The 25,158-nt window shown below is 74.9% G+C and carries 20 protein-coding genes and 2 pseudogenes; 10 read left to right on the top strand and 12 right to left on the bottom strand.

Going from position 1 to position 25,158, the window contains the following annotated elements:
• The first annotated feature begins 7 nt into the window (after positions 1–7).
• Complete coding sequence (locus STTU_RS01750) at positions 8–1,381, top strand: carboxypeptidase regulatory-like domain-containing protein (RefSeq protein WP_007819222.1); 1,374 nt, start codon at positions 8–10, stop codon at positions 1,379–1,381.
• A 126-nt stretch (positions 1,382–1,507) separates the two neighbouring features.
• Here the strand turns inward: STTU_RS01750 and STTU_RS01745 are convergent, their stop codons facing one another.
• Together STTU_RS01745 and STTU_RS34480 are read right to left on the bottom strand one after the other, a co-directional pair.
• Complete coding sequence (locus tag STTU_RS01745; protein WP_007819220.1) at positions 1,508–2,668, bottom strand: ABC transporter ATP-binding protein; 1,161 nt, start codon at positions 2,666–2,668, stop codon at positions 1,508–1,510.
• Between the two features lie 26 nt (positions 2,669–2,694).
• Positions 2,695–2,910: a hypothetical protein gene (locus tag STTU_RS34480; protein ID WP_158678763.1), complete on the bottom strand. Its 216-nt coding sequence runs from the start codon at positions 2,908–2,910 to the stop codon at positions 2,695–2,697.
• A gap of 392 nt (positions 2,911–3,302) precedes the next feature.
• Here STTU_RS34480 and STTU_RS01740 point away from each other — a divergent pair, with 392 nt between their 5' ends.
• From STTU_RS01740 to STTU_RS01730, 3 genes are all read left to right on the top strand, one after another.
• Positions 3,303–4,598, top strand: a complete 1,296-nt coding sequence (locus STTU_RS01740; RefSeq protein WP_043253763.1) for an alpha/beta fold hydrolase — start codon at positions 3,303–3,305, stop codon at positions 4,596–4,598.
• Positions 4,595–5,254, top strand: a complete 660-nt coding sequence (locus STTU_RS01735; RefSeq protein ID WP_043253761.1) for a helix-turn-helix domain-containing protein — start codon at positions 4,595–4,597, stop codon at positions 5,252–5,254. The genes STTU_RS01740 and STTU_RS01735 overlap by 4 nt, the downstream gene beginning before the upstream one ends.
• A gap of 183 nt (positions 5,255–5,437) precedes the next feature.
• The gene (locus tag STTU_RS01730; RefSeq protein ID WP_043253759.1) at positions 5,438–6,391 is read left to right on the top strand and encodes an NADPH:quinone oxidoreductase family protein; all 954 of its coding nucleotides are present in this window, start codon (positions 5,438–5,440) and stop codon (positions 6,389–6,391) included.
• Between the two features lie 133 nt (positions 6,392–6,524).
• On the opposite strand, the gene STTU_RS01725 is transcribed toward STTU_RS01730, so the two are convergent.
• The 6 genes from STTU_RS01725 to STTU_RS01700 all read right to left on the bottom strand — a co-directional run bounded on the left by STTU_RS01725 (position 6,525) and on the right by STTU_RS01700 (position 15,345).
• The gene (locus STTU_RS01725; protein WP_043253758.1) at positions 6,525–7,157 is read right to left on the bottom strand and encodes a hypothetical protein; all 633 of its coding nucleotides are present in this window, start codon (positions 7,155–7,157) and stop codon (positions 6,525–6,527) included.
• 318 nt (positions 7,158–7,475) lie between these two features.
• Positions 7,476–8,300: a class I SAM-dependent methyltransferase gene (locus tag STTU_RS01720; protein WP_175417887.1), complete on the bottom strand. Its 825-nt coding sequence runs from the start codon at positions 8,298–8,300 to the stop codon at positions 7,476–7,478.
• Between the two features lie 65 nt (positions 8,301–8,365).
• Positions 8,366–9,571, bottom strand: a complete 1,206-nt coding sequence (locus STTU_RS01715) for an aminotransferase class V-fold PLP-dependent enzyme (RefSeq protein ID WP_007819206.1) — start codon at positions 9,569–9,571, stop codon at positions 8,366–8,368.
• 10 nt (positions 9,572–9,581) lie between these two features.
• Positions 9,582–10,910 (bottom strand): pyridoxal-phosphate dependent enzyme, encoded by a 1,329-nt coding sequence (locus tag STTU_RS01710; protein WP_010262695.1) that lies wholly within the window; start codon positions 10,908–10,910, stop codon positions 9,582–9,584.
• Positions 10,907–12,502: a Y4yA family PLP-dependent enzyme gene (locus STTU_RS01705; protein ID WP_007819204.1), complete on the bottom strand. Its 1,596-nt coding sequence runs from the start codon at positions 12,500–12,502 to the stop codon at positions 10,907–10,909. Before STTU_RS01705 ends, STTU_RS01710 begins: the two co-directional genes overlap by 4 nt.
• 509 nt (positions 12,503–13,011) lie before the next feature.
• On the bottom strand, positions 13,012–15,345 hold the full coding sequence (locus STTU_RS01700) for an NUDIX domain-containing protein (RefSeq protein WP_007819202.1): 2,334 nt from the start codon (positions 15,343–15,345) through the stop codon (positions 13,012–13,014).
• Positions 15,346–15,580: 235 nt separating this feature from the next.
• Between STTU_RS01700 and bla the strand changes: the two genes are divergently transcribed.
• Positions 15,581–16,516, top strand: coding sequence for a class A beta-lactamase (gene bla / locus STTU_RS01695; protein ID WP_007819200.1), 936 nt, complete (start codon positions 15,581–15,583; stop codon positions 16,514–16,516).
• A gap of 85 nt (positions 16,517–16,601) precedes the next feature.
• Entirely contained in the window at positions 16,602–17,789 is a 1,188-nt protein-coding gene (gene ilvE / locus STTU_RS01690) for a branched-chain-amino-acid transaminase (RefSeq protein WP_043253754.1), read from the top strand.
• Between the two features lie 16 nt (positions 17,790–17,805).
• Here the strand turns inward: ilvE and STTU_RS01685 are convergent, their stop codons facing one another.
• The 3 genes from STTU_RS01685 to xylB form a co-directional block, all read right to left on the bottom strand.
• Positions 17,806–18,408, bottom strand: a complete 603-nt coding sequence (locus STTU_RS01685; protein ID WP_043253752.1) for an N-acetylmuramoyl-L-alanine amidase — start codon at positions 18,406–18,408, stop codon at positions 17,806–17,808.
• A gap of 160 nt (positions 18,409–18,568) precedes the next feature.
• Positions 18,569–19,738: an ROK family transcriptional regulator gene (locus STTU_RS01680; RefSeq protein ID WP_007819191.1), complete on the bottom strand. Its 1,170-nt coding sequence runs from the start codon at positions 19,736–19,738 to the stop codon at positions 18,569–18,571.
• 279 nt (positions 19,739–20,017) lie between these two features.
• Positions 20,018–21,469, bottom strand: coding sequence for a xylulokinase (gene xylB, locus STTU_RS01675; RefSeq protein WP_007819190.1), 1,452 nt, complete (start codon positions 21,467–21,469; stop codon positions 20,018–20,020).
• A gap of 215 nt (positions 21,470–21,684) precedes the next feature.
• Between xylB and xylA the strand changes: the two genes are divergently transcribed.
• Complete coding sequence (gene xylA, locus STTU_RS01670; protein ID WP_007819189.1) at positions 21,685–22,851, top strand: xylose isomerase; 1,167 nt, start codon at positions 21,685–21,687, stop codon at positions 22,849–22,851.
• Between the two features lie 90 nt (positions 22,852–22,941).
• On the opposite strand, the gene STTU_RS01665 is transcribed toward xylA, so the two are convergent.
• The gene (locus STTU_RS01665; RefSeq protein WP_007819187.1) at positions 22,942–23,289 is read right to left on the bottom strand and encodes an SH3 domain-containing protein; all 348 of its coding nucleotides are present in this window, start codon (positions 23,287–23,289) and stop codon (positions 22,942–22,944) included.
• Positions 23,290–23,802: 513 nt separating this feature from the next.
• On the opposite strand from STTU_RS01665, the gene STTU_RS01660 reads away from it, so the two are divergent.
• The 3 genes and pseudogenes from STTU_RS01660 to STTU_RS01650 form a co-directional block, all read left to right on the top strand.
• Positions 23,803–23,985, top strand: coding sequence for a hypothetical protein (locus tag STTU_RS01660; protein WP_009070694.1), 183 nt, complete (start codon positions 23,803–23,805; stop codon positions 23,983–23,985).
• Between the two features lie 36 nt (positions 23,986–24,021).
• A pseudogene (locus STTU_RS01655) lies at positions 24,022–24,478 on the top strand (Appr-1-p processing protein).
• A 111-nt stretch (positions 24,479–24,589) separates the two neighbouring features.
• Positions 24,590–25,149 (top strand): annotated as a pseudogene (locus tag STTU_RS01650) (tryptophan--tRNA ligase); the annotation flags it as partial.
• Between the last annotated feature and the right edge of the window lie 9 nt (positions 25,150–25,158).

Below are 25,158 nucleotides of genomic sequence, written 5' to 3'. Positions count from 1 at the left end.
CAGTCCGATGACCGAGGAGACCCCCGAGCCGCGAGGCCGGGGCGCCGCGCTCGCCGACCTCGCCCGCACCCTCGCGGGCGGCCTGTGGTTCCCGCTCCTGTTCTTCTTCGGCTTCCTGCTCTGCTACGCGCTGCCCTTCCACAATCCGACGCCGCACGACGTGCGCGTGGCCGTCTCGGGCCCGCAGGCGGCGCGCGAGATCCGTGCGGGATTCGACAAGGCGTCACCCGGCGCCTTCGACGTCGTCACCGCCCGCTCGCCCGCCGACGCGCGCCGCAAGGTCCTCGACCGCGACACCGAGGCCGCCTTCGCCGCCGACGCCCGCCGCCCCACGCTCTACCTCGCCAAGGCCGAGGGCGCCCTGCTCGAACAGGCCGTCACGACCGCCTTCCGCACCGCCGTCGAACGCGGCGGCGGACAGCTCACCACGGTCGAACTCGTCCCCACCGCTCCCGGCGACACGAGCGGCACCGGCCTCTTCTACCTCACGATGTCCCTCAACATCTCCGCCTACATCTCCGTCATGATGCTCATCCGCGCCCACCTCACCCGGCGCGGAAAGCTGCTCACCCTCGCCTGCCTGTCCGCCTTCATGAGCCTCGTCGCCTACGCCATCGGGCGCGGCCTCGACATCGTCCCGGACGAACCGCTCGGCATCCTCTACCTCTTCCTGCTCTCGCAGGCGGTCGCCTGGGTCACCTACGGCCTCGTCCCCTTCGTGAAGCAGTTCATCCCCGGCGTCGCCATCACCCTCTTCGTCCTGCTCTCGATCCCGTCGAGCGGCGGCGCCATCCCCTACCAGATGGTCCCGGCCTTCTTCCGCGCCCTGCACCCCGTCTTCCCGCTCGGCAACGTCATCGAGGCGCTGCACGGCATCTTCTCCTTCGACGGCAAGGGCGTCCTGCGCCCGACGCTCGTGCTGTGCGCGTGGCTCCTCCTCGGTCTGCTGCTCGTCGCGGTCGGGGCCGTGCTCGCCCGGCGCAAGGAGCACGAGCGGGCCGGGGCGGCGGTGCCCGAGGAGCCCGTCGAGGACCCGGCCCTGGAGGCCCCGGTGCCGCACGCCGTCACACCGGGCGCGCACGACCCCTTCGGGGAGCGCACGGCGGTGCTCGGCGGCGAGGTCTTCTACGACGACGGCCGCCCCGTGCCCGGCGTCTTCATCACCGTCCTCGGCCACGACGGCCACCAGCTCCTCAAGACCGTCACCGACGAAGAGGGACGCTGGGGCGCGGCCGGTCTGCCCGAGGACTGGGTCAGCGTCCTCGCCCTCGCCAAGGGCCACCGCCCGGCGGCGAGCCGCGTCCTGCCCCGCGAGGGCCGCGTCACCCGCCAGGACTTCGTCCTCGCCGCCCCGAGCGCCCACGCGGTCCCGAGCGCCTGACGGCTCAAGGGGTGCGGGCGTCGGTACGGGGACGGGCGTCCTCCCGGCGGGCGGCGCGCGGCCCGCCGTCCTCCCGGCGGGCGGCGCGCGGCCCGCGTACCGCCCGTACCGCCCCCGTACCGTCCCTCAGGCGTCCGCCACCGACTCGAAGTCCACGTCCCCGCGCCGCACCCCGCGCGCGTCCGCGTCCACCGAGCGCCGCAGCGCCTCGTGGAGCTTGCCCGGCGTCAGGACGCCCAGGAAGCGCGCGCCGTCGAGGACCGCGACCCAGCCCGCGTCGTGCTGGAGCATCTCCCCGAACGCCTGCTTGAGCGGGGCGCCCACCGGGACCCACGCGTTCATCCGGTGCGCCAGCTCGCCCACGGCCCGGTCCCCGCCGCCACCCACCTCGTCCACGCCCACCCAGCCGTGCAACTCGCCCGCCTCGTCGAGCACGACCGCCCAGCGCGCCCCCTCGGCGCGCAGCCGCTCCGCCGCGCGCGCGGCCGGCTCGGACCGCCGTACGAGCGGCGGCTCCTCCAGGTCCTCGGGCCTGATCTCGGTCACCGAGAGCCGCTTCAGGCCCCGGTCCGTGCCGACGAACTCCGCGACGTACGGGGTCGCGGGGCGCCCGAGGACCGTCTGCGGCGTGTCGAACTGCTCGATCCGGCCGGGCCCGTACACCGCCATGCGATCCCCGAGCCGCACCGCCTCCTCGATGTCGTGCGTCACGAACAGCACCGTCTTGCGCAGCCGCCGCTGGAGGTCGACGAACTGGTTCTGCAGCCGCTCGCGCACCACCGGGTCCACCGCGCCGAAGGGCTCGTCCATGAGCAGCACGGGCGGATCGGCCGCGAGCGCCCGCGCGACCCCGACACGCTGCCGCTGCCCGCCGGAGAGCTGGTGCGGGTAGCGCGGGCCGAACGTCTCCGGGTCGAGCCCCACGAGGTCCAGCAGCTCCCGCGCGCGTTCCCTGGCCCGGCCGCGCTTCGTGCCGAGCAGCGAGAGCACCGTCGCCGTGTTGTCGAGCACCGTGCGGTGCGGGAAGAGACCGACCTGCTGGATGACGTAGCCGATGCGGCGACGGAGCGCGACCGGGTCGACGTGCGCGATGTCCTCGCCGTCCACCTCGATGCGCCCCGAGGTCGGCTCGACGAGCCGGTTGACCATCATCATGGTCGTCGTCTTGCCGCAGCCCGAAGGCCCGACCAGGGTGACGAGCTGCCCCTCGGCGACGTCCAGCGAGAGGTCGTGCACCGCGACGGTGCCGTCCGCGTACCGCTTGCCGACGCCCTCGAAGCGGATCATCGGACGGGGCCGCGCGGCCGTGGCGCTCACGCCTCACCGAGCCGTACGACATGTGGGCGGCGCGGCCCGTGCACCCCCTCGACCCGCTGCCGTGCCATGCCCGTGCGGGCACGCGCGTGGCCCGCCGCCGCACCCGGCCGGGCGTCGCGCGGCCGGGGCCCGGGTGGGTGGAGCCGTACGCGTGGCGGCATGCCGGGGAAGGTGCCTCCCGGTTCGCTCGGGGCGGGCTGAAGGGTGCTCATCCCAGCGGCTCCTCTCGTGTACTGGCCAGGATCTCCGCGACGCGGACCATGCGCATCCCGGCAGCCACCCGGCTCAGCGGCGTGGGCGGCCGCGCACCGCGCCCCGGGCCGCCTCCGGCTCGCCCGGCTCGCACGCCTCAGGGGCGGAGGGCGTGAGCAGGGCGCCCCCATCCTCGGTGCGAGCCGACCGTCCCTCCTCCGCGCGGGCGCGGCTCGCCCATCCGGGGACGCGGACCAGCAACCGTGGCCCGACGGGCCGGCGAATGCCGTGCGGCCACCCCGTGGACGCGCGCTCTCCCGCCCCGCCGCGCGGGCCGAGCCGGGGCGCAGGTCCCCCGGGCCGTGTGCTCAACTGGGTGCGACAAGGCACCACCCACCCCGGCAGGAGCACCATGGCCGCCACGTACCGCCAGCCCGGCGTCGTCCTCACGGACCGCATGTTCACCGTCCCGCTCGACCACGAGCGACCCGACGGGGAGCAGATCGAGGTCTTCGGCCGGGAAGTGGTCTCGACCGAGCAGGGCGGCGGCGAGCGGCCCTGGCTCCTCTACCTGGAGGGCGGCCCCGGCAACGCGGCGCGCCGCTTCGTGGGCCGCGAGGCGTGGCTCGGGCGCGCCCTCGAGGACTACCGCGTCCTCCTCATGGACCAGCGCGGCACGGGACGCTCCACCCCGGCCAACCGCCAGACGCTCCCGCTGCGCGGCGGCCCGCGCGAGCAGGCCGACTACCTCGCCCGCTTCCGCGCCGACTCCATCGTCAAGGACGCCGAACTGATCCGGCAGAACCTCACGGGCGGCGCCCCCTGGACCGTCCTCGGCCAGAGCTTCGGCGGCTTCTGCGTCACGCGCTACCTCTCCAGCGCCCCCGAGGGCCTGAGCGCCGCGATCATCACGGGCGGACTGCCCTCGCTCGACGCCCACGCCGACGACGTCTACCGCGCCGCCTATCCCCGCATCGAGCGCAAGGTCGCCGCGCACTACGCCCGCTACCCGCAGGACGTCGACCGCGTGCGCCGCGTCGCCGAGCACCTCGCCGAGCACCGCCCCGTGCTCAACGGCGGCTACCGGCTCACCGTCGAGGCCTTCCAGTCGCTCGGCATCGCGCTCGGCGGCGGCTCGGGCAGCCACACCCTGCACTACCTCCTGGAGAACGCCTTCGCGCGCACTCCCACCGGCCTCCAGCTCTCCGACGCCTTCCAGGAGGCCGCGCAGGCCGCCCTCTCCTACGCGGCCCACCCGCTCTACGCGGTCCTGCACGAGTCGATCTACGCGCAGGACCACCGCCCCACGGGCTGGGCCGCCGAGCGCGTGCGCACCGAGTTCCCGCAGTTCGACGCCGAGCGCGCGCTCGCGAGCGACGCCCCCGTCCTCTTCACGGGCGAGTCCGTGCACCCCTGGGCCTTCACGTGCGACCCCTCGCTCTCGCCGCTGCGCGAGGCCGCCGAACTGCTCGCGCAGCGCACCGACTGGACCCCGCTCTACGACGCGGGACGGCTCGCCCGCAACGAGGTCCCCGTCGCCGCCGCCGTCTACCACGACGACATGTACGTCGACACCGCGCACTCGCTGCGCACCGCGCACGCCATCAAGGGCCTGCGTACCTGGGTCACCGACGAGTTCGAGCACGACGGGCTGCGGCAGGGCCCGGTGCTCGACCGGCTGCTCGCGCTCGTGCGCGGGGACGCGTGAGCACGGGGCGGGCGGGAGCGGGAGGCCCGGAGGATGCCGGGTCCGCCGCCGAAGCTCTCGCCGGGGCCGGTGACGAGGCGTCCGAGCAGATCCTCGCCGGGGTGGGCGAGCGGCTGCGCGGGCTGCGCAAGGAGCGCGGCATGACCCTCGCGGCGCTCTCCACGAGCACGGGCATCTCCGTCTCCACGCTCTCGCGCCTCGAATCCGGGCTGCGCCGCCCGACCCTCGAACTGCTCCTCCCGCTCGCCCGCGCCCACCGGGTCGCGCTCGACGAACTCGTCGGCACCCGCCCGGTCGCCGACCCCCGCGTGCGCGCCGAGCCGATCGTGCGGCACCACCGCCGCATGTACCCGCTCAGCCGCCATCCCGGCGGCGTGCAGGCGTACCGGATGGTCATCGAGGGCGGCTCGCGCGATCCCGAGCCGCGCACGCACGAGGGCTACGAGTGGATGTACGTCCTGCACGGCAGGCTGCGTGTCGTCCTCGGCGAGCACGACCTCGTCCTCGAACCGGGCGAGGCCGCTGAGTTCGACACGCGCGTCCCGCACTGGTTCGGGCTGCTCGACGAAGGCCCCGTCGAACTCCTCGTGCTCTTCGGGCCGCAGGGGGAGCGGATGCACGTGCGGGCGCGGCCGAAGCGGAAGAAGACGGACTGAGGCCGGACCGGCGGCGGTGACCCGCGCCGGGTGGGGACTCCTGCCCGGCGGGCGCGTGCGGCCGGTCTTCCGTTCACCCTTACCGACCGCTTAGTATGCCGCTCCACGGGTGGTCCGGCGGCAAGGGGCGCGCAAGCGCGGTGCCGGCCGGGCGGCCGAGGCGCGAACAGGCGGGAGCGAGCCATGCGGGCATGGCAGGTGGCGGAGACCGGCGAACCCGAGCGGGTGATGAGGCTCGCCGAGACCGAGAGGCCCGAGCCGGGCCCGGGGCAGCTCCTCGTCGAGGTGCTCGCGGCGAACGTCAACTTCCCCGACGCGCTGCTGTGCCGGGGCCAGTACCAGATCAGGCCGCCGCTGCCCTTCACGCCGGGCGTCGAGCTGTGCGGGCGCACCGGGGACGGGCGCCGCCTCATCGGCACCCCGGTCCTGCCGCACGGCGGCTTCGCCGAGTACGCGCTCCTGGAGGAGGCGGCGAGCCTGCCCGCGCCCGACGCCCTCGACGACGCCGAGGCGGCGGCGCTGCACATCGGCTACCAGACCGGCTGGTTCGGGCTCCACCGCAGGGCCCGTATCGCGGCCGGCGAGACGCTGCTCGTGCACGCGGCGGCGGGTGGCGTCGGCAGCGCGGCCGTCCAGCTCGGCAAGGCGGCGGGGGCGCGTGTCATCGGTGTCGTCGGCGGCCCCGAGAAGGCCCGGGTGGCCCGCGCGCTCGGCTGCGACCTCGTGCTCGACCGGCACGCGGACGACATCGTCGCCTCGGTCAAGGAGTTCACGGGCGGCCGGGGCGCCGACGTCGTCTACGACCCGGTGGGCGGCGACTCGTACGCCAAGTCCGCCAAGTGCGTCGCCTTCGAGGGCCGCATCGTCGTCGTCGGCTTCACGAGCGGCACCATTCCCGCGCCCGCGCTCAACCACGCGATGGTGAAGAACTACGCGATCCTCGGCCTGCACTGGGGGCTGTACGCGAAGTACGCGCCGCGGACGATCGCCGAGTGCCACCGCGAGCTGACCCGCCTCGCGGCCGAGGGCACCATCAAACCCCTCGTCTCGGAGCGCGTCCCGCTGGAGGGCGCGGCCTCGGCGGTGCGGCGCGTGGCGGAGGGCCGCTCGACGGGCCGGATCTGCGTGCTTCCCTAGGCCGGGGGTGCGGGCGGCCGGATGGTCGTGCCGGGTCCGCGCGGTGCGCGCGTGCCCCGCCCCACAGGGTGCTTCCGCCTTGGCCCCGCTGCCCGGCCCGCACGGCGCCTGTCTGCCGGCCGTCCCGCCGTGCTCAGCCGCGCCGCCTGCCGAGCCGCTCCCGCAGCCGGGCGGCGCGGGGGCGGGGGCGCGGCTCCTCCGGCGTCGCGGGAGCCGGCACGCGTAAGCCGAAGTACGAGTTCGCGCCCCGGCTGCGGGCCTCGATCTCGACGGCCGCGAAGCGCAGCGTGGCGGCCTCGGCGATCTCGGCGCGCACGACGGGTAGGGCGAGGGTGCCGTCGTCGTCCACGTCGGGGTGTCCGGCGGCCTGCGGCGTGGACACGTCCACGCGCCGCATGCGGGCCGCGTCGACCGACTCGGCGAGCAGTTCGTACTCGGTCGCCTCGTCGTGCCAGCGCACCTCGACGAGATCGCCCGCGAGGAGTTTCTCCGCGAGCCTGAGGTGGCCGTTGATGTCGTTGCTCCACGCGCGGACCGTCTCGGGCACCGCCCACGCCCGCTCGGCGGACTCCACGAGCGTGCCCGGGGGCAGCCAGGGCGCGTCGGGTCCGGGGTCGAGCATCCGCGACAGCCATTCGGCGCGCTCGCGCAGCCAGTTCACGGCGAGCGGCAGCGAAGGGGCGCGGTAGGTGCCGAGCGGAACCCCGACCCTGGCCCCCGCGCTCATGCCATAAGCGGTGAGATGACACACGAACTCTTCGTGCACAGCAGGCAGTCCTCCGCGTCGGCAGCCTCGATTCCCTCGCCGTCTGTGATTATTCCGCCTCCCACCGTCCTCATTCCGCTCAATTCCCGCCACATTTGCACGGCAATTGCCGAGTGGCGCGAATGAGGCGGAGAGCCGCGAAAACCGGTCGGCGGCACTTCGCTGACCAGGTGTGATGTTCCCGGCTGTGCGGAAGTCGGGGAGCGGATGCCTGTATTCCGCCACTGCCCGATTCCCGTGGAACGCAGAAAACGCGCCCTTGATCTTGAAAGCGCACGCCCTGTGCGATGCGACTCTGTGTAAAACAGTGAGGCTCCGTCATTCTGCATTGTGCAGAGTGCAGAATTCCCTGGCTCCCGCGCCCGCGTGCGGCGCGCTATTTCCCGGGCTTTCCGGAAGCACCGCCACCAGCACATGACTTGTCCCCACCTGCCACACGGGGCCCGCGTGCGCGAACCCCGCCGCGCGCAGCAGCTCGACGTGCGTGCCGAGGCTCAGCCCGCTCGTCCCGCCGAACCGGCTCGGCTCGCGACGCGCGCACAGCTCGCCCAGCTCGGGATCGTCGGCCGCCGCCGCCCACCAGCTCTCCCAGTCCTCGCTGTCCAGCGCCCCCGCCCGCCGGGCCCGCCGCGCGCCCACGTGCTCGGCGATCCCGGCGAGTGCGGCGGAACCGCAGCCGAGATGGTCGGCGTTGACCAGCACGCCGCCGGGGCGCAGCACCCGCGTCAGGTCCGCGTAGGCGCGCCGCAGGTCCTCCTCCGGCAGGTAGTGCAGCGCCGTCGTGGACACCACGGCGTCCACCGGGCCGCTCAGTCCGAGCCGCCCGATCCACCCCTCCTCGCCGATGACCGCCTGGACGTACCGCGCCGCGCGGGGGTGGCGGGTGCGGGCGAGTTCCAGCAGCAGGGGGTCCATGTCCACCGCCACGATCCGGGCGTGCGGCAGGCGCGCGCCGAGCCGGGCGGGCAGCGAGCCCGGACCGCAGCCCAGATCGACCACGTAGGGGCGCGCCTGGCCCTCCGTCACGTGCTCCACGACGTCCGTGACGACCGTGAAGCGTTCCTCGCGGTCGACCGCGTACCGCTGCTGCTGCCGTTCCCAGCGGTCCACCCACCGCTCGGCCGTGGGCAGAGAGAGCCCCATGCCGCACCACCCTTACCGTCTGTTCCTGTTGAGGCCCCCGAATCTACAGGTGAAAATGGTTCCCATCAGCTCGACGTCAAGCCGCGCAGCGTCACCAGGAGCCGATCGATCTCCTCAAAGGTGTTGTACACGTGCAGACTGACCCGCACTGAGCTGCGCTTTTCCCCACCACTCGCCTGACACAGGCCGTCAGCCCTGACCATGAATCCTTCACTGAACAGGATGAATCCGAGATCGACCGACTCGATGTCCCGATGGCGGAACGTGACGATGCTCTGCCGCTGCTGCACGCGCGTCCCCCGCGCGAGACTCAGCGGGCAGCCGAGCACCTCGTACGCGGGCAGCGCGCTCAGCCCGTCGGTGAGCCGCTCCGCCAGCCCCCGCGTCCAGCGCTCGATCCGGTCGAGACCGGCGCCCTCCAGCCACGCGAGCGCCGCGCCGAGACTCGCGATCCCCGCCGTGTTCGGCGTCCCGTCCCAGCCGCCCGGCACCAGCGGTGCCCCGCGCACCTCCCGCGACCACACCGCGCCCGTGCCCGGCAGCGCGAGCGCCTTGTGCCCCGAGAAGACGAGGAAGTCCACGTCGAGCGCGGCCAGCGAGATCGGCAGGTGCCCCACGCTCTGCGCCGCGTCGAGACACAGCACCACGTCGTCCCCGGCCAGCTCGCGCACCCGGTGCACGTTCATGTCCGCGCCGTAGACGTGGTGGACGTGGGTCAGCGCGAGGAACCGCGTGCGCGGGGTGAGCAGCGCGGCGAGCGCCGTCAGGTCGTAGTCGCCCGAGCCGCTCTGCACCGGCATCTCGTGCACCGTGATCCGCACCCCGCGCGCCGCGAGCAGGTCGCGCGCCTCCAGCCACGGCGAGGTGTTCGCCTCGTGGTCCGCGAACGGCACCACGATCTCGTCCCCGTCGCGCAGGTACCCGGGCAGCCAGTCCCGCGCGATCGTCCGCAGCCCCTCGCTCGTCCCGCTCGTGAAGTGCACGCGCGAGCGCGCCGGTTCGGGATCGCCCAGGAAGGACTTCACCCGCTCGCGGACCTCCTCGATCATCCGCGTCGTGCGATTGGCCCACGGGTACGTGCCGCGCGCCGCGTTGGCGTTGCTCGTGGTGAGGTACGCCGTGACGGCGTCGAGCACCGCGCGCGGCTTCTGCGCGGTCGCCGCGCTGTCGAGGTACGCCAGGTGCGGCTCCGCCGCGAGGATCGGGAACTCGGCACGTATCTCCCGCTGCCAGGCTGCCAGTTCCTCCCAGCGGTCGTTGTCCTCGGTCATGACCGCCCCCTCACTCCCGCACCAGCGGCGCGCCCGCGTCGCGCCACGCGATGACCCCGCCGTCGAGGCTGCGCACGTCCGGGTGCCCCATCCGGGTCAGCACCGCCGCGTACCCCACCGACTTCTCGCCGACGGGACAGGCGAGGAGCACCGGGCGGCTCTTGCTGAACGGCAGCCCGCCGCGCAGGAGTTCGGCGAAGAGCTCGTCCGCGATGTTCACCGAGCCCTCGATGTGCTGCGCCGCGTACGCGTGCGGCCCGCGCAGGTCCACCACGAGCGGCTGCTCGTGCAGGAGCCACTTCTGCGCCTCGGCGACCGGCATCCGGTTCACCCCCGCCCGCTCCTCCTCACCGACCGAGGCGGCCGTGCGCGTGGCCAGGGAGGCCGTGGCGCCGAGGAGTTCGGGGCGCCGGGCCCGTACGTAGCTGAGATAGCTCTCGACGCGGTCGCACACCACGAAGACCGCCGTGCGCCGCCGCTCCGGCTCGCTCGCCTCGACCTCGCGCAGCCGCCGTACCGCTCCGTGGTAGGCCGCGCCGCCCGTCGGGCCCGCGAGGATGCCGCAGCGCCGGATCAGCTCGACCATCCCGTCGATCGCGTCGAGCGAGCCGACCGCCTCGATGAGGTCGTACGTCGCCGGGTCGAAGAGCCCGACCTCCTGCACCTCGTCGAGGTTCCTGATCCCCGGCACGAAGTCCGACTTCTCCGCGACGAGCCCGAGCACCCGCACGTCCCCGTCGGCGGCCCGCAGGGCCCGCGCGACCCCGGAGGACGAGCCCGCCGTGCCGACCCCCGCGACGAACCAGTCGGGTGCCCGGCCGCCGAGGTCCGCGATGATCTCGGGCCCCGTGCCCTCCTCGTGCGCCCGCGCGTTCGCCGGGTTGAAGTACTGGTCGGTGTGGAGGAACGAGCCGCCGGGGGCGCTCAGTTCGCGGTGGAAGCGGGTGAGCGGGTCCTCCGTGTCCGTCGGGTCCAGGCACTCGCTCTGTCCCGGCAGCTCCTCGATCTCGGCCCCGAGCAGGAGCAGCAGCTCCTTCACCTCGGGGATCTTCATGCGGTTGGTGACGCTGCGGAAACCGAGTCCGTGCATCGAGGCGATGACGGCGAGCGCCTTCGCCGTGTTCCCGCTGGACAGCTCGACGACCTCGGCGCCCCGCTCGGCGGCGTCGGCGAGGGCGGGGCGCGCCATGCCCCAGGCCGCGCGGTCCTTCACGGAGCCGAAGGGATTGAAGAACTCCAGCTTCGCGTACAGCTCGGTGGAGCGCAGTCCGTGCACCGCCGGGTCGATCCGTACGAGGGGGGTCTGCCCGATGGTGTCGAGGATGCTGTCGTACTTCATACCCGTCCCTTGGTCGTGCCGGGCAGCGGCGGGACGCCCCGCGCCCCTGCCGTCGTGCCCGGTGTGCCGCCCGGGTGGGCGGCCGGAGTGCTCGTGGGGGTGGTGGAAGGGAGCGGAGCCCCCGTGTCCGACTCCGTCGCCGTCGGCCACCACTGCTCGTCCAGCGTCCAGCGCCAGCCGCCGCCCGGCGTCCGCTCCAGCGCCACCTTCCGCGCGGGCGGGCGGCGTTCGGCGTTCTGGGCGCTGAAGTCCATCGCGTACCCGGCGGTGTTGGCGAAGGCGAGCAGTTCGCCGGGGGCCGGGAGCCTCGGGAGCTGGACGAGCCTGCGGGTGATCAGGTCCGACTCCAGGCACAGGTTCCCGTGCAGGTACACGCCGGTCGCCGCACCCGGGCCCGGATCGGGCACGGGGGCGCCCCCGGGGCGGGGCAGGAGCAGCGGGTCGACGAGGATGCCGTGCTCCTCCAGGGCGCAGTCGTCCGCGTTCATCGCGAGCCGCACCTGCGCGATCCCGTCCGGCCCCGTGCGCACGTCGACGACGCGGGCGAGCGTGGCCCCGCACTGGTCCATGAGCGCGCGGCCCGGCTCCACCGCGAGGTCGTACAGCCCGTCGAGCAGCAGCTCGCCGAGAGGGCGGCCGAAGGCGGGGGAGTCCTGGCGCAGCAGGGCGTCCAGGTACTCGGCCCCGGCGAGCGGGCGGTGCCCGGGGTAGAGGTCGAGGGAACCGCGCAACGTGCCGCCCTCGTTGGCGAGCCCGTAGCCGTGCCCGCGCCAGGTCAGCGGCGGGCGGCGGCCGAGCGCCGCGAGCGTCAGCTCGGTCGTGTACGCCTCCCACTCGCGCGCGTCGGCGAGGTGGCTCACGCCGAAGCCGCCGCCGATGTCCACCGTCGCCGGGCGCAGCCCCCGCTCCAGGCAGAGATCGAGCGCGCGCAGACAGCCGTCGAGCGCGAGCGCCTTCTCCGGCAGGCCCGTCGTGTCGATGTGGTACGCGACCCCGACGACCTCCACCCGCTCGCGCACCCGCTCCACCGCGTCGAGCAGCGCGGGCAGTCCCGCGAACGGCGTCCCGAAACGGCTGGGGCGGCTCAGCTGCCGCACCCCCTGCGAGGGGAAGCCGGAGAGCCGTAACTGCACTTTCACGCGCGGAAGTTCGTACCGCGCGACGAGGACGGCGAGCCGTTCCAGCTCGCCCTGGTCCTCGACGGTCACCGTCACCCCGGTGCGCGCCGCGAGCCACAGGAACTCGGGCTCCTTCGGGCCCGTGGCACCGATCCTGTCCGGCGTGAAACCGCTGCCGAGGCCGTGCCGCAGCTCCTCCAGCGAGGCCACGTCGAGCCCGGCGCCGCTCGTGGCGAGCGCGCGGACCAGGGCGCTGGAACGGTTCGCCTTGTGCGCGAAGTACACCGTGCCGCGCAGGTGGTGGCGGTCGCGCGCCGCCTCGAAGCGCCGCACGTTCTCGACGACCTGCTGCGGCAGCACGACGTTGAGCGGACTGCCGAGCCCTTCGACGAGCGGGTACAGGACCTCGGGCGCGCGGAGCAGCGCGCCGAGGCGCGGCTCCAGCCTCGGCGTCAGGAGCAGGGGGGAGGGCAAGGCGGGCGCCCTCACCTTCCGGACCCGGTGCCCCGCGAGGGCCACGCCGGCGGGCCCTCCGCACCGGGCACCGCCCGCGCCACCTTCTCCGACATGATTGTCATAACGCCATGAGTCATGCCGTCATGCTGTCCACCCGGCCCCCGCTCCATGCCTTCCCCCGCGCGCTACCCGGAGCAGGCCGCACCACACCCGGCGCACGGACGCGCGGGGGCGCGCGGGACCGCGCGGGGAACGCAGGCCGCGCGGCGGGGGATTGGCGCGTGCGGGAGAGGGCGGGGAAGGACGGGGGGCGAGGGGGGCGTGGGGTGCGGGGCCGCTCGGAGCGCGGCGGGGTGCGGGAGGCGGCGCGGGATACGGCGGGGCGGGGGGCGAGGGACGCGGGGTACGGCGTGGCGCGGGACGGGCAGGCCGACGTCACGCCGCCGGGCGGTCCCGCCCCGGCCCCGGCGAAGAGCCCGGCCCGGGTGCGCCCCGCTCGGCCCGTCCCTGCCCCGTACCGTACGCCCTCACCCCGTCGTGGGCGGTACCTCCCAGCTCAGCGCGCTCCCCGGCTCACCCACCGTCAGCTGTCCCTCCGCCGTCGCCCGCAGGGCATACGTGTCCGGGCCGCCCGCCGCCTCCCACGTATCCCGCAGGGCCCGCAGGCCCGCCGCGCCGCCGCCCTCGCGCAGCAGGTGCGCGGCGGCGAGCCGCAGACCGGGAGCGGTGCCGCGGGGGCCGGGCACGGCGGTCCGGGGGAGCGGCAGCAAAGTGCCCGCGCAGTCGCCCCCGTCTCGCGGGCGCCGCAGCACCGCCACCGCGGGCCACGCCGTGCCGGGCGCGAGCAGCGCGGCGACGAGCACCCCGCCGGGCGAGAGCCGGTCGGGAGCCCCGGCGGGCAGCCCCGCGGCGAGCCGTGAGACGAGCACGCGGTCCCAGTGGAGATCGGGAGGCGGGCAGGACGTCACCCCGGCGCGCAGCCCGAGTGCCGTGAGCCCTTCGTGCGCCCCCGCGGCGAGCAGCGGATCGGGTTCCACGGCCTGGACCCGCCCGCTGAGCGCGCAGAGGAGCGCGGTCGTCGTCCCCGCCCCGTACTCCAGGACCGTCGCGCCCGCTTCCGCGCCCAGGTGCTGGAGCAGGACGAGCCCGAGGTACGGGGAGGCGGCGAGGCCCAGCGGTCCGTGGGCCGGTACGACACGCCCCGCGGGGCGCTCGCAGAGCCGCTCGTCCCCGTACCGCACGACGAGCGGTGCCTCGCCGTGGACCAGACCCAGCCACTCGCCCAGCTCGCGCGGTACCTGGCAGTCGATGAGCTGGAGCATCCCGTCGTGGCCTCGCGGCCCTGGACGGGGCGCGTAGACCTGCGGGAGCAGGAGTTCGACGGGCGTCGCGACGAAAGCCTCGCGCAGCCGTTCACCGCTGAGCAGGCCGCGCTCGCCGAGGCGTTCGGCGAGGGCGAGACGGGCCCCGCGCGCCTGCGCGGCGAGCCGCTCGTCGGGGGTCGTGCGCGGTACGCCGTCGTGGAGTTCGGCGAGTTCCCCGTCCCGCTCGGCGACGAGGGCGGCGGCGAGCCGCTTCGCCAGTTCCTCCGGGACCCGCCGCAGCGCCTCCTCCTCGCCCACGAACTCGGCCGCCGCGATCTCGCCCGGGTCGAGCCGCAACGCCTCGGTCCGCACCTCGTGCGGCGGGTGCCCCGCGTAGATCCGCGCGACGATCGAACGGCCCCAGCGCCCGCGCGGCACGGTGTCCTCGACGAGGAGCCGCCCGGCGAACACGTCGATGCCCAGTTCCTCGCGCACCTCGCGCACCGCCGCGTGCGCGGGCTCCTCGTCCTCCAGCATCCCGCCCGGCAGGTCCCAGCCGTCCTTGTACGTGGGCTCGACGAGCAGCACGCGGCCGTGCGCGTCCCTGATCAGGAGGTCGGCGCAGCCCGCCGGGGCCGCGTGCTCCGCGAGGTAGCCGCGCAGGTTCTCCGCGCTCACCACGAGTCTGCCCGCCCCCGTCACGTGCGCCGACCAGCTCACCTCCGCGTCGCAGGCCCCCTCGCTCAGCGCCTTCTCCAGCGCGGCGGCGAGCCGCGAGCCCCCGGGGCCCGTCCAGGCCGCGCCCGCCTGCCAGGCCACGTCCCCACCGTCGTCGGCGGGGCGGACGACGAGATAGGCGAGGGAGTCGCCGGTCGCGAGCGCGGGCGTCGTGGCGGGCCCGGCGGGCACCAGCAGTCCGGGTGCCGTACCGAGGAGGCTCAGCGCGCACGCGCGGGAGTCGGTCGCGGCGAGGCGCAGCGCGAGCGCGTCGAGCCCGGCCGTGTCGCGCACCCTCGCGCGCGTCCACACCACCTGCCCGCCCGGGGCGAGCCCGGCGGCGATCCCGCCGCCCACGGCGGGCTGCTCCGCGTCCCGTACGAGCCGCACGAGGTCGTCCGCCGTGCACGCGGCGCGCTCGCCGGGGACGAGCGGCACCGGCTCGCGGTCCGGCAGCGCCCGTACCTCGTCCGCGCGCAGGGCGCCGTCCGCGAGCCGCGTCCAGCACAGCTCGTACGTGCGGCCCCGCAGCCGCTGCCGGGTCAGCAGCCGCCCTCCCGGGCGCAGCGCGGCGGCCCAGGTGGCGGAGGGCACGTCCGTGGCGGGCTCCGGCACGACGATCCAGTCCCAGGGCCCGGCGCCCGGACCCGCCTCCGGCGAGCGGAGCGTGAGCGCGAGCGCCGCGAACCCCTCCGGCGGTTCGTCGCCGTCCGCCGAGAGGAGGCACACCCGCTCGCCCGCGCCCGGCCGCAGGGGGGCCGGGGAGGCCGGTGCCCACGGCAGCCGGGCGGTGCGCTGCGCCGCGAGCGGCGGGACGGGGGAGGCGAGGGGCGCGGTCATACGGGCGACTCCGGGCGCGCGCGCTGGCGCGGACGTGCTGGGGGACAGGGGGGAGGGGCGCCGTGCGGGCCCCGTACCGAGAACGCGCGGCGCCCCGCCGACGTCACGGGGGCAAAGGCGTACGACGCGCGCGAACCCGCGCCGGAGTCGTCACCGAGCCCCCGGGGTGATGGGATGGCGCGGCGGGACCACCCTCCCGCGCCCAGGTCCCCACGCCGCTCCGGAGGTACGCCCCATGCGCCCCGCCCGCATCCGCCCCGCGCTCGTCGCCGCCGCGCTCTGTCTGCTGCCGCTCACCGCGTGCGGGACGGACGCCGGCCAGGAGGCCCCCGCGCGGCCGGGCCCCGCACGGCAGTCGAGCGGTTCACCCGCGGCCCGTACCGTCGACGAGGCCGCCGAGTTCACCGCGCTGGAGCGCAGGTACGGGGCCCATCTCGGCGTCCACGCGGTGGACCTGGGCAGCGGGCGCGAGGTCGCCTGGCACGCCGACACCCGCTTCTCGTACAACTCGACCTTCAAGGCGCTCCTCGCCGGGGCCGTGCTCAAGAAGCACGGCCTCGCCGGTATGGACCACGTCCTGCGGTACGACAAGAAGGACCTCGTCGCCAACTCGCCCGTCACCGAGAAGCACGCGGGCACCGGGCTGAGCCGCGAGGCGCTGTGCGACGCCGCGATCCGCTACAGCGACAACACCGCCGCCAACGTCCTCCTCGCCGACCTCGGCGGCCCCCGCGCGCTCGGCGCGCTCGTCCGGACGGCGACGGGCGACCGCGTCACGCGCATGGAACGCGTCGAACCGCTCCTGAGCCGCTGGACACCCGGCGAGACCCACGACACGACGACGCCCCGCCAGCTCACCGCGAACCTGCGCGCCTACACCCTCGGCGACGTCCTCGCCGCGCCCGAACGCGAGCGCCTGACCGGCTGGTTGCGGGCCAACACCACCGGGGACGCGACGATCCGCGCGGGCGTGCCGAAGGGCTGGACGGTCGAGGACAAGACGGGGACGGGGAGTTACCACGGCGCGCGCGACGACATCGCGGTGATCCGCCCGCCGGGGCGTGCCCCGCTCGTCCTCACCCTCCTCAGCTACCGCGACGAGCGCGCGGCGGAAGCCGACGACCAGCTCCTCGCCGAGGCCACGCAGGTCGTCGTGCGCGCCCTCGGCTGACGCGGCGCCCCCGCCCCGGCCTCCTCTCCGGCGGGGGCGGGAACGAGGGCTAGCATGCCGGGCAGCCGACCGTCAGGAAGAGCGTATGAGCCTCGACTTCCCCCTCGACCGCACCGCTGCCCCGGTCCCCGGCGCCGAGCGTCGCGCGATCCTCGCCGACCCCGGCTTCGGCCGCTGGTTCACCGACCACATGGCCGTCGCCGCGTGGGACGCGGAGCACGGCTGGCACGACGGCGGCGTCCGCCCGCTCGCGCCGTTCACGCTCCACCCGGGCGCCGCCGTCTTCCACTACGGACAGGAGATCTTCGAGGGGCTCAAGGCGTACCGGCACGCGGACGGCGGCGTGTGGCTCTTCAGGCCGGGCGACAACGCGCGCCGCTTCGCCCGCTCCGCGCGCCGCCTCGCCCTCCCCGAGCTTCCCGAGGCCGCCTTCGTACGGGCCGTGGAGGAGCTGGTACGGGCCGACGCGGCGTGGGTGCCGGAGCCGGACGGGGGCGCGGGCGGCGGGGCCGCGACGCCGGGCCCAGATCCCTCCACGTCCGGCCCCTCCGTGTCCGATCCCTCCGCGCCCGATTCCTCCGCGTCCGGCTCCGGCGAGCAGAGTCTCTACCTCCGCCCCTTCCTCATCGCCACCGAGTCCTTCCTCGGCGTCCGCCCCTCCGCCGAGGCACTCTTCCGCGTCATCGCGAGCCCCGCCGGACCGTACTTCCCCTCCGGCGTCACCGGGGTCACGCTGTGGGTCACCGAGACGTACTCGCGCGCGGCGATCGGCGGCACGGGCGCCGCCAAGTGCGGCGGCAACTACGCCGGGAGCCTCGCCGCGCAGACCGAGGCGCGCGAGAACGGCTGCGAGCAGGTGCTCTACCTCGACAGCGCGGGCCGCGGCACGATCGAGGAGTCCGGCACGATGAACCTGTGCCTCGTGACGCGCGACGGCGAACTCCTCACCCCGGCGCTCGGCACGATCCTCGAAGGCGTCACGCGCGACACCGTCCTCGCCCTGGCCCCCGAACTCGGCCTGCGGCCCGTCGAACGCGCCATCTCGCTCGCGGAGTTGCGCGCGGGCGCCGAGGACGGCACCGTGACCGAGGTCTTCGCCGCGGGGACGGCCGCCGTCCTCACCCCCGTCACCGGCTTCAAGGGCGCGGGCCACGCCTTCACGGTCGGCGACGGCACGCCGGGCCCGACGACGCTCGCCCTGCGCCGCACGGTCCTCGACCTCCAGTACGGCAGGACCGAGGACCGGCACGGCTGGCTGCACCGGGTGCTGTGAGCCCGCGGGCCGCGCGTCAGGCCAGGTTGACGAGCCGGATGTACTTCGTCCAGTCCCACAGCGCGCCGGGGTCGGTGTGGTCGGTGCCGGGCACCTCGACGTGCCCCAGGATGTGCTCCCTGTCCTTCGGGATGCCGTAGCGGTCGCACACGGAGGCGGTGAGCCCGGCCGACGCCTCGAACATCGCGTTCGTGAAGTACTGGGGCTTGTCGACCCAGCCCTCGTGCTCGATGCCGATGCTGCGGGTGTTGTAGTCCCAGTTCCCGGCATGCCAGGCGACGTCCTTCTCGCGCACGCACTGCGCGATGTGGCCGTCCGCCGAGCGCACCACGTAGTGCGCGGTGACCTGCTTCGCCGGGTTCTGGAAGATGGCGAGGGTGTCCGCGAAGTACTCCTGCGTCACGTGGATCACCACGTACTCGACCGGGTACTGCGCGGGCCGGTTCGCGACCGTGTAGTTGGAGGTGCTCGCGGGCACCCACTCGGCGCCCGGGTGGTCGACAGCGGCCGGCTTCGCGGCGGCGGCCGGGGGCCCGGTGAGCAGCGCGGCGGGCACGACGGCGAGCGCGGTGCCTCTGAGGAGGGTGCGGCGGCTGGGCGCGGGTCCGGAGTGTTCCACGGCGGTTCCGCCTCCTGGTGGGGGGTGGGCCCCGCCCGGTCGGGACGGGGATCGGGTACGAGGCACGGTACGGGGTGGCGCCGCCGCGCGGAAGACGGCGAACTCCCGTACAGGGCAGGCGGGGTGACGCGCGTCCAGCTCGGCGTTCACCCGGCCCCGCTCACTCCGCCGTGAGCGACACAGGGTCGTCGAGCACCGCTCGCACCACCGAGTGCGCCGCGCCGAGGAGCGGGCCCTCGCGGCCGAGCCGCGAGACCGTCACCGGGCGGTTCGCCGTCGCCGTGCGGCGGGTCAGCTCGCGGCGCAGCGGCGGGAGCAGCCACTCCGCGAGCGGCGAGAGCGAGCCGCCGAGCACGACACCCTCCGGGTCGAGGAGGTTGACCGCGCCCGAGAGCGCGATCCCGAGCGCGCTCCCCGCGCCGCGCAGCGCCTTGAGGACCGCCTTGTCGCCCTCCGCGGCGCGCTGCGCGAGCAGCCCGACCGGCTCCTGCCCCGGAGCGAGGCCCGCCGCGCGCCACACGGCCTCCTGCCCCGCGTACTGCTCCAGGCAGCCGCGCCCCCCGCACGGGCACGAGGGCCCCTCGGGGCGGACCGGCACATGCCCCAGCTCGCCCGCGAACCCCCGTGTCCCGCGCAGCAGTTCACCGCCGAGCACGACGGCGGCGCCGATCCCGATCGCGGCCGAGACGTGCACGAAGTTCTCGTGCGCGCCCCCGCCGGTCCACAGCTCGGCGAGAGCCCCGAAGTTCGCCTCGTTGTCGACCGTCACGGGCAGACCCTCGGGCAGCAGCGGCCCGAGGTCGGTGTCCGTCCAGCCGAGGTTGGGCGCGCGCACCACGAAGGGGCGGTCGCGCTCGACGAGTCCGGGCACGGCGACCGCGAGCCCGGCGGGCCGCAGCCCGAGCGCCTCGGCGGCGACGCGTACCTCGTCCACGATTGCCGCGAGTTCGGCGAGCACGGGCTTCGCCGCGCGCTCCCGGTTGTCGACGGGACGCACGACCCGCGCCCGCACCGTGCCGCTCAGGTCCACCGCGCACACGGACAGCTGGTCGACGCCGATCTCCGCGCCGAGCCCCGCCGGTCCCCGCGCGCTCACCGCGAGCGCCGACCCCGGCCGCCCGACCCGTCCGGGCCGCTCGGGCCCCAGCTCGTCGAGGAACCCGGCCCGGATCAGCTCGTCCACGAGGGTCGACACGGCAGCCCTGGTGAGCCCGATCCGCGTCGCGACAGCGGCCCGCGACAAAGGCCCGTGCGCGGCCACGGTGTGCAGCACCCGCGCGAGGTTCCGCCGGCGCATCCCCTGCTGGGTGTCCGGCAACGCGGCGGTCATCGGGGCTCCTCGGGGGTGGGGGAGAGGGGAACGGCGCAAAGCTCCGGCCGCTCCGGCGTTCGGGGAGCACGGTCCGGGGCTGAGCCCGGTGTCGTGCCCCCGGTCGGGGGCGCCTCCCGCCGGAAGCGGGCACTCGCCCTGGACACGGCTCTCCCGCACCCCCGTACCGCCATCAACATCACTCGCCCCGCTTTCCTCGTCTGCCGCCGGGAGCGCTCCCGGCGCGGCACCGCGCGCCGTCCGGGGGCGCGGAACCGGGCCGCGCCCCCCTGTGGCCGCTCAGTCCGTGACCGGGGTCCCTTCGAGGAGGGGCGCCGCGTCGGAGAGTACCCCGGAGATCCGCGCGAGGGTCTCGTGGTCCTTGGCGACGGGGTCCAGGAGGGGCCCGCGCGCCGTGTCCCAGCGCCGGGCCACGGCCGCCGGGTCCTCGCCCGTCAGGAGCCCGGCCGCCTGCGCGGCGGCGCCGAGCGCGACGAGCTCCTTCGCCTCCGGGACCCGCACCGGGCGCCCCGAGAGCCGCAGGACGGTCTCCTGCCAGGCCCGCCCGCGCGCCCCGCCGCCGATGAGCAGCAGCGGCTCGTTCTCGTCCCCCTCGCCGTCGAGCACGAGGCCGAGCGCGTCGAGGAGCGAGTACACGGCCCCGTCGTACGCGGCCTGGAGCAGCTGGCCGCCGCTCGTGTCGTGGCGCAGCCCGGTGAGGAGCCCGGAGGCGCCCGGCAGGTTCGGGGTGCGCTCCCCGTCGAGGTACGGCAGGAAGCTCAGCGCCCCGCCGGGCTCGACGGCCTCGCGGTCGAGGCCGAGGAGGGCGGCGACCCGGTCCACGGCGAGCGTGCAGTTGAGCGTGCAGGCGAGCGGCAGCCAGTCGCCGTGCGCGGCGGCGAAGCCCGCGACCGTACCGCTCGGGTCGGCGGGGCGGCGCGGCGATACCGCGTACACCGTGCCCGAGGTGCCGAGGCTCAGCACCGGCGTCCCGGGGCGCAGCCCGAGCCCGAGCGCGGCTGCGGCGTTGTCCCCGGTCCCCGCGGCGACGAGGGTGCCGCGCGCGAAGGGCAGCGTGTCGCCCCGTACCGTCCCCGCGACCTCGCCGGGGCCCACGACGCGCGGCAGCTTCGCCGCGTCGAGACCCACGAGGCCCAGGATCTCCTCGTCGTACGTCTCCGGGCCCGCCGCCCACCAGCCCGTGCCCGAGACGTCGCCCCGGTCCGTTGTGCCCTCGCCGGTCAGCCGCTCGGTGAGGTAGTCGTGCGGCAGCCGTACCGCCGCCACTGCCTTCGCCGCCTCCGGCTCGTGCTCCGCGAGCCACGCCCACTTCGTGACCGTGAACGAGGACCCCGGCACGCTCCCGGCCCGCTCCGCCCACCACGCGGGCCCGCCCTGCCGCTCGACGAGCTCCCGGGCCTGCGGAGCCGAGCGCACGTCGTTCCACAGCAGCGCGGGCCGCACGGGCTCCCCGGCCGCGTCGAGCGTCACGAGCCCGTGCTGCTGGCCGCCCACCGAGACGGCCGCCGCCTGCCGCGCGAGCGGCCCGCACTGCTCCAGGGCGCTCAGCAGCGCGCCCCACCACTGCCGCGGGTCCGACTCGCGGCCCGCCCCCGTCGTGACCGTGTGCGGGGCCTGCCCGCTCGCCACGACCCGCCCCGTGGCCACGTCCACCACCAGCGCCTTCGTGGACTGCGTCGAGGTGTCGATCCCGACCACGTACGGCCCTTCGGCCTGCTCCCCGGCTGTCATCCTCGTCCTCCCATCGCGCCGCCGCCCGCGTCCCGGAACGGCGTCCCGCCAGCTGATCCCACCACCGTGTCCTACTCCTTCCGGCACCGCGAGACACCCGCCCGACGGGGCCGAATCGGCACCCGCTCTTCACAGCCGGGCTTCGGGAGTCTAATTTGTTAAGCGCCATGACGAAATAGGCCACGGCACGCACGACACGATGGCGAGGGAGCCGCATGAACTACCAGCCCACCCCCGAGGACAAGTTCAGCTTCGGTCTGTGGACCGTCGGCTGGCAGGGCCGGGACCCCTTCGGGGACGCCACCCGCCCCGCGCTCGACCCGGTCGAATCCGTGCGCCGCCTGGCCGAACTCGGCGCCTGGGGGGTCACCTTCCACGACGACGACCTCATCCCCTTCGGCTCCACCGACGCCGAGCGCGAGCGCATCGTCAAGCGCTTCCGCGAGGCGCTCGACACGCACGGCCTCGTCGTCCCGATGGCGACGACGAACCTCTTCACGCACCCCGTCTTCAAGGACGGCGGCTTCACCTCGAACGACCGCGACGTGCGCCGCTACGCACTGCGCAAGGTCATCCGCAACATCGACCTGGCCGCCGAACTCGGCGCCGAGACGTACGTCGCCTGGGGCGGCCGGGAGGGCGCCGAGTCCGGCGGCGCGAAGGACATCCGCCTCGCGCTCGACCGCATGAAGGAGGCGTTCGACCTCCTCGGCGAGTACGTCATCGAGCAGGGCTACGACCTCCGCTTCGCCATCGAGCCCAAGCCCAACGAGCCGCGCGGCGACATCCTGCTCCCCACCGTCGGCCACGCCCTCGCCTTCATCGAGCGCCTGGAGCGCCCGGAGCTGTACGGCGTCAACCCGGAGACCGGCCACGAGCAGATGGCCGGGCTGAACTTCGCGCACGGCATCGCGCAGGCGCTGTGGTCGGGCAAGCTCTTCCACCTCGACCTCAACGGCCAGAACGGCATCAAGTACGACCAGGACCTGCGCTTCGGCGCCGGCGACCTGCGCAACGCGTTCTGGCTCGTCGACCTCCTGGAGACCGCCGGGTACGAGGGCCCGCGCCACTTCGACTTCAAGCCGCCGCGGACCGAGGACTTCGACGGCGTGTGGGCCTCGGCCGCGGGCTGCATGCGCAACTACCTCATCCTCAAGGAGCGCGCCGCCGCCTTCCGCGCGGACCCGAAGGTCCAGGAGGCGCTGAAGACCGCGCGCCTCGACCAGCTCGCCCTGCCCACCGCCGAGGACGGTCTCGCCTCGCTGCTCGGCGACAAGAGCGCGTACGAGGACTTCGACGTGGAGGCCGCCGCCGAGCGCGGCATGGCCTTCGAGGCGCTCGACCAGCTCGCGACGGACCACCTGCTGGGCGTCAAGGGCTGAACCCGTCGGTCGCGGCCCCGCGACCCCGACGGCGGTGGGCCCCGCCTCCCGGACCAGGGGAGGCGGGGCCCACCGCGCGTGCGGCCGGGGTCAGCAGTGGTTGGGCATGTTGCCCTTGTCGTTGCCCTTCAGGTAGACGGCGCTGACGTAGCCGATCCCGCCGCTGTTGAGCTGGAGGCGGACCCAGTTGCGGTTGCTGATGCCGTGGTCGTTGACGAGGTCGCCCTCCAGCCAGCACAGACCCGTGTAGCTGTAGTTGGCGTTGACGTAGCTGACCACCCGCTCGCCCTTCGCGGGCCCGGCGTGGACGTTGCCGTGGGTCCAGGCGACGACGGTGGTGGCGGCGAAGGCGGGGCTCGCGGCCATGACGCCCGCCCCGGCGAGCGCGAGGCTCGCCCCGCCCATCGCGAGGGCGCGCTTCATCTTCGTACCGAGCATGTGGGTTCTCCCGTTGGGTGACGACAGCCGGGGGCACGGGCGTGCCCTCCGGTCCGGCGCGGCGTCCTGCCCCGTGCCCCGCCGGTTGCGACGTGTCCCACGCTCGCGGACGCGGGCCGCCCTGCCAATCGCTGGAGCGAATGAAAGGCCGGGGCCGTGTTCCCGGCGCTCGTTCGACCGCAGGCGGGACCGGTGGTGTGCCTCGGCGCGACGGTGGCGAAAGGTTTACGGGAGCGAATCGCGGGACGGGCGCGGGGGAGCGGGGCGGCGGCCCCGGGAGACGGTGTGCGGGGCTCCGGGAGGGGCGGTTCGGGCGGTGCTGCGGAAGGTGCTCCGGGTGGTTCTGCGACGGCGGGCCGTGGGTAACCCTGAGAAAGATCAGGGTTGCCCCGGTGGCCGTATCGGGTCTCCACTGGAACCGTGGGAACGGCAGAGCCGTTCTTGACGACAGGTGACCGGGACAGGGCGGCGCACCGCTGCCCGGCCGGACGATCACCGGGGGAGACGAGAGACATGTCCACACAAGCGAAGGTGGCGGCCGGCGGTGCCGTCGTCGGCCTCATCCTGCTCATCTGGCTGCCCTGGTGGGCCGCCCTGCTGATCATCCTCGGCGTCCCCGCCGCCGCCTACCTCACCCTCGACCCGAGCCAGCGCCGCAGGCTGCGCAGGGCGAGCCGCAAACAGCTGGGCCGCTGAAGGCCGACTGTCGGAGGCACCGCATACGGTGCTCGCATGACGGAGGAGATCACGTACGTACGCGGGGACGCGACGGCCCCGCGCGGCCGGGGACCGCGGGTCATCGCGCACGTCTGCGACGACCGCGGCGGCTGGGGCAAGGGCTTCGTCCTCGCCCTCTCCCGCCGCTGGCCCGAGCCGTAACGCGCGTACCGCGGCTGGCACCGCGCACGCGCGTCCCACGACTTCGCCCTGGGCGCCCTCCAACTGGTCCATGTCGAGCGCTTTTTCTGGGTCGCCAACATGATCGGCCAGCACGGAACCCCGTCGCGGCGGCACAGGCGTCCCGGTCCGCTACGAGGCGATCGACGAGGCCCTGCGCCTCGGCGCCACGGTCCACTTGCCCCGCATCGGCTGCGGCCTGGCCGGGGGCCAATGGGACCTGGTGGAGCCGTTGATACGCGAGCGGCTGACGCAACGGGGGGTCGGGGTGACGGTGTATGACGTGGGGTGAGAGGAGGGCCGGCCCCGGCGAGCATGCCCCGAGTCGGGCGAGACCGGCTCACCGCGCCCGGCCTCGACCTCGACGCCATCGCGCCGCGCGAATTACGCCCCCGGTGGCGCGGCCAACCTGGTGTCGGTGGGACGGGACCAGCTCCCCCACCTGGAAATCACCCGCACCATCGCCCGCCGCTTCAACGACCGCTACAGCGGGGACGGACCGATCTTCCCCGAGCCCGAGGCGCTGCTCTCGCCTGCCCCGCTGCTCCTGGGGACGGAACCAAGATGAGCAAGAGCGGCGGCAACGCCATCGCCCTGGCGGCCGACGCCGACGAGACGGCCAGGCTGATCAAGGGAGCGAGGACCGACTCCCGACGCCACATCACCTACGACCCGGCCGGTCGTCCCGAAGTCTCCTCGCTCCTTCTGCTGGCCGCCCTCTGCCAGGACCGCACCCCCCAACAGGTCGCCGACGACATCGGCCCGGCGGGAACCGCCGCTCTCAAACGGACCGTGACGGAGGCCGTCAACGAGTACCTGGCCCCGATCCGGTCCCGCCGCGTCCAGCTCGCCCAGGACCGCGCACACCTCCGCCGGACGCTGCGCGAGGGGAACGAGCGCGCCAGAGCGGTGGCCGACGCGACCCTCACCGAGGTACGAGCTGCGATGAACAGCCAATGCTGACGTTCGACG

Source organism: Streptomyces sp. Tu6071 (assembly GCF_000213055.1).
In the GTDB taxonomy this organism is placed as follows: domain Bacteria; phylum Actinomycetota; class Actinomycetes; order Streptomycetales; family Streptomycetaceae; genus Streptomyces; species Streptomyces evansiae.
The sequence above is the reverse complement of the archived record's forward strand: the minus strand, read 5'-3'. Positions and strand labels throughout refer to the sequence as shown.

Bases quoted from the DNA above. Each gene is read 5' to 3' on its own strand.
- xylB (WP_007819190.1), bottom strand. From the start codon at position 21,469: ATGACAGCCGGGGAGCAGGCCGAAGGGCCGTACGTGGTCGGGATCGAC.
- STTU_RS01745 (WP_007819220.1), bottom strand. From the start codon at position 2,668: ATGATCCGCTTCGAGGGCGTCGGCAAGCGGTACGCGGACGGCACCGTC.
- STTU_RS01750 (WP_007819222.1), top strand. From the start codon at position 8: ATGACCGAGGAGACCCCCGAGCCGCGAGGCCGGGGCGCCGCGCTCGCC.
- STTU_RS01730 (WP_043253759.1), top strand. From the start codon at position 5,438: ATGCGGGCATGGCAGGTGGCGGAGACCGGCGAACCCGAGCGGGTGATG.
- xylA (WP_007819189.1), top strand. From the start codon at position 21,685: ATGAACTACCAGCCCACCCCCGAGGACAAGTTCAGCTTCGGTCTGTGG.
- STTU_RS01720 (WP_175417887.1), bottom strand. From the start codon at position 8,300: ATGGGGCTCTCTCTGCCCACGGCCGAGCGGTGGGTGGACCGCTGGGAA.
- STTU_RS01710 (WP_010262695.1), bottom strand. From the start codon at position 10,910: ATGAAGTACGACAGCATCCTCGACACCATCGGGCAGACCCCCCTCGTA.
- STTU_RS01660 (WP_009070694.1), top strand. From the start codon at position 23,803: ATGTCCACACAAGCGAAGGTGGCGGCCGGCGGTGCCGTCGTCGGCCTC.
- STTU_RS01680 (WP_007819191.1), bottom strand. From the start codon at position 19,738: ATGACCGCCGCGTTGCCGGACACCCAGCAGGGGATGCGCCGGCGGAAC.
- bla (WP_007819200.1), top strand. From the start codon at position 15,581: ATGCGCCCCGCCCGCATCCGCCCCGCGCTCGTCGCCGCCGCGCTCTGT.
- STTU_RS01715 (WP_007819206.1), bottom strand. From the start codon at position 9,571: ATGACCGAGGACAACGACCGCTGGGAGGAACTGGCAGCCTGGCAGCGG.
- STTU_RS01665 (WP_007819187.1), bottom strand. From the start codon at position 23,289: ATGCTCGGTACGAAGATGAAGCGCGCCCTCGCGATGGGCGGGGCGAGC.
- STTU_RS01700 (WP_007819202.1), bottom strand. From the start codon at position 15,345: ATGACCGCGCCCCTCGCCTCCCCCGTCCCGCCGCTCGCGGCGCAGCGC.
- STTU_RS34480 (WP_158678763.1), bottom strand. From the start codon at position 2,910: ATGAGCACCCTTCAGCCCGCCCCGAGCGAACCGGGAGGCACCTTCCCC.
- STTU_RS01740 (WP_043253763.1), top strand. From the start codon at position 3,303: ATGGCCGCCACGTACCGCCAGCCCGGCGTCGTCCTCACGGACCGCATG.
- ilvE (WP_043253754.1), top strand. From the start codon at position 16,602: ATGAGCCTCGACTTCCCCCTCGACCGCACCGCTGCCCCGGTCCCCGGC.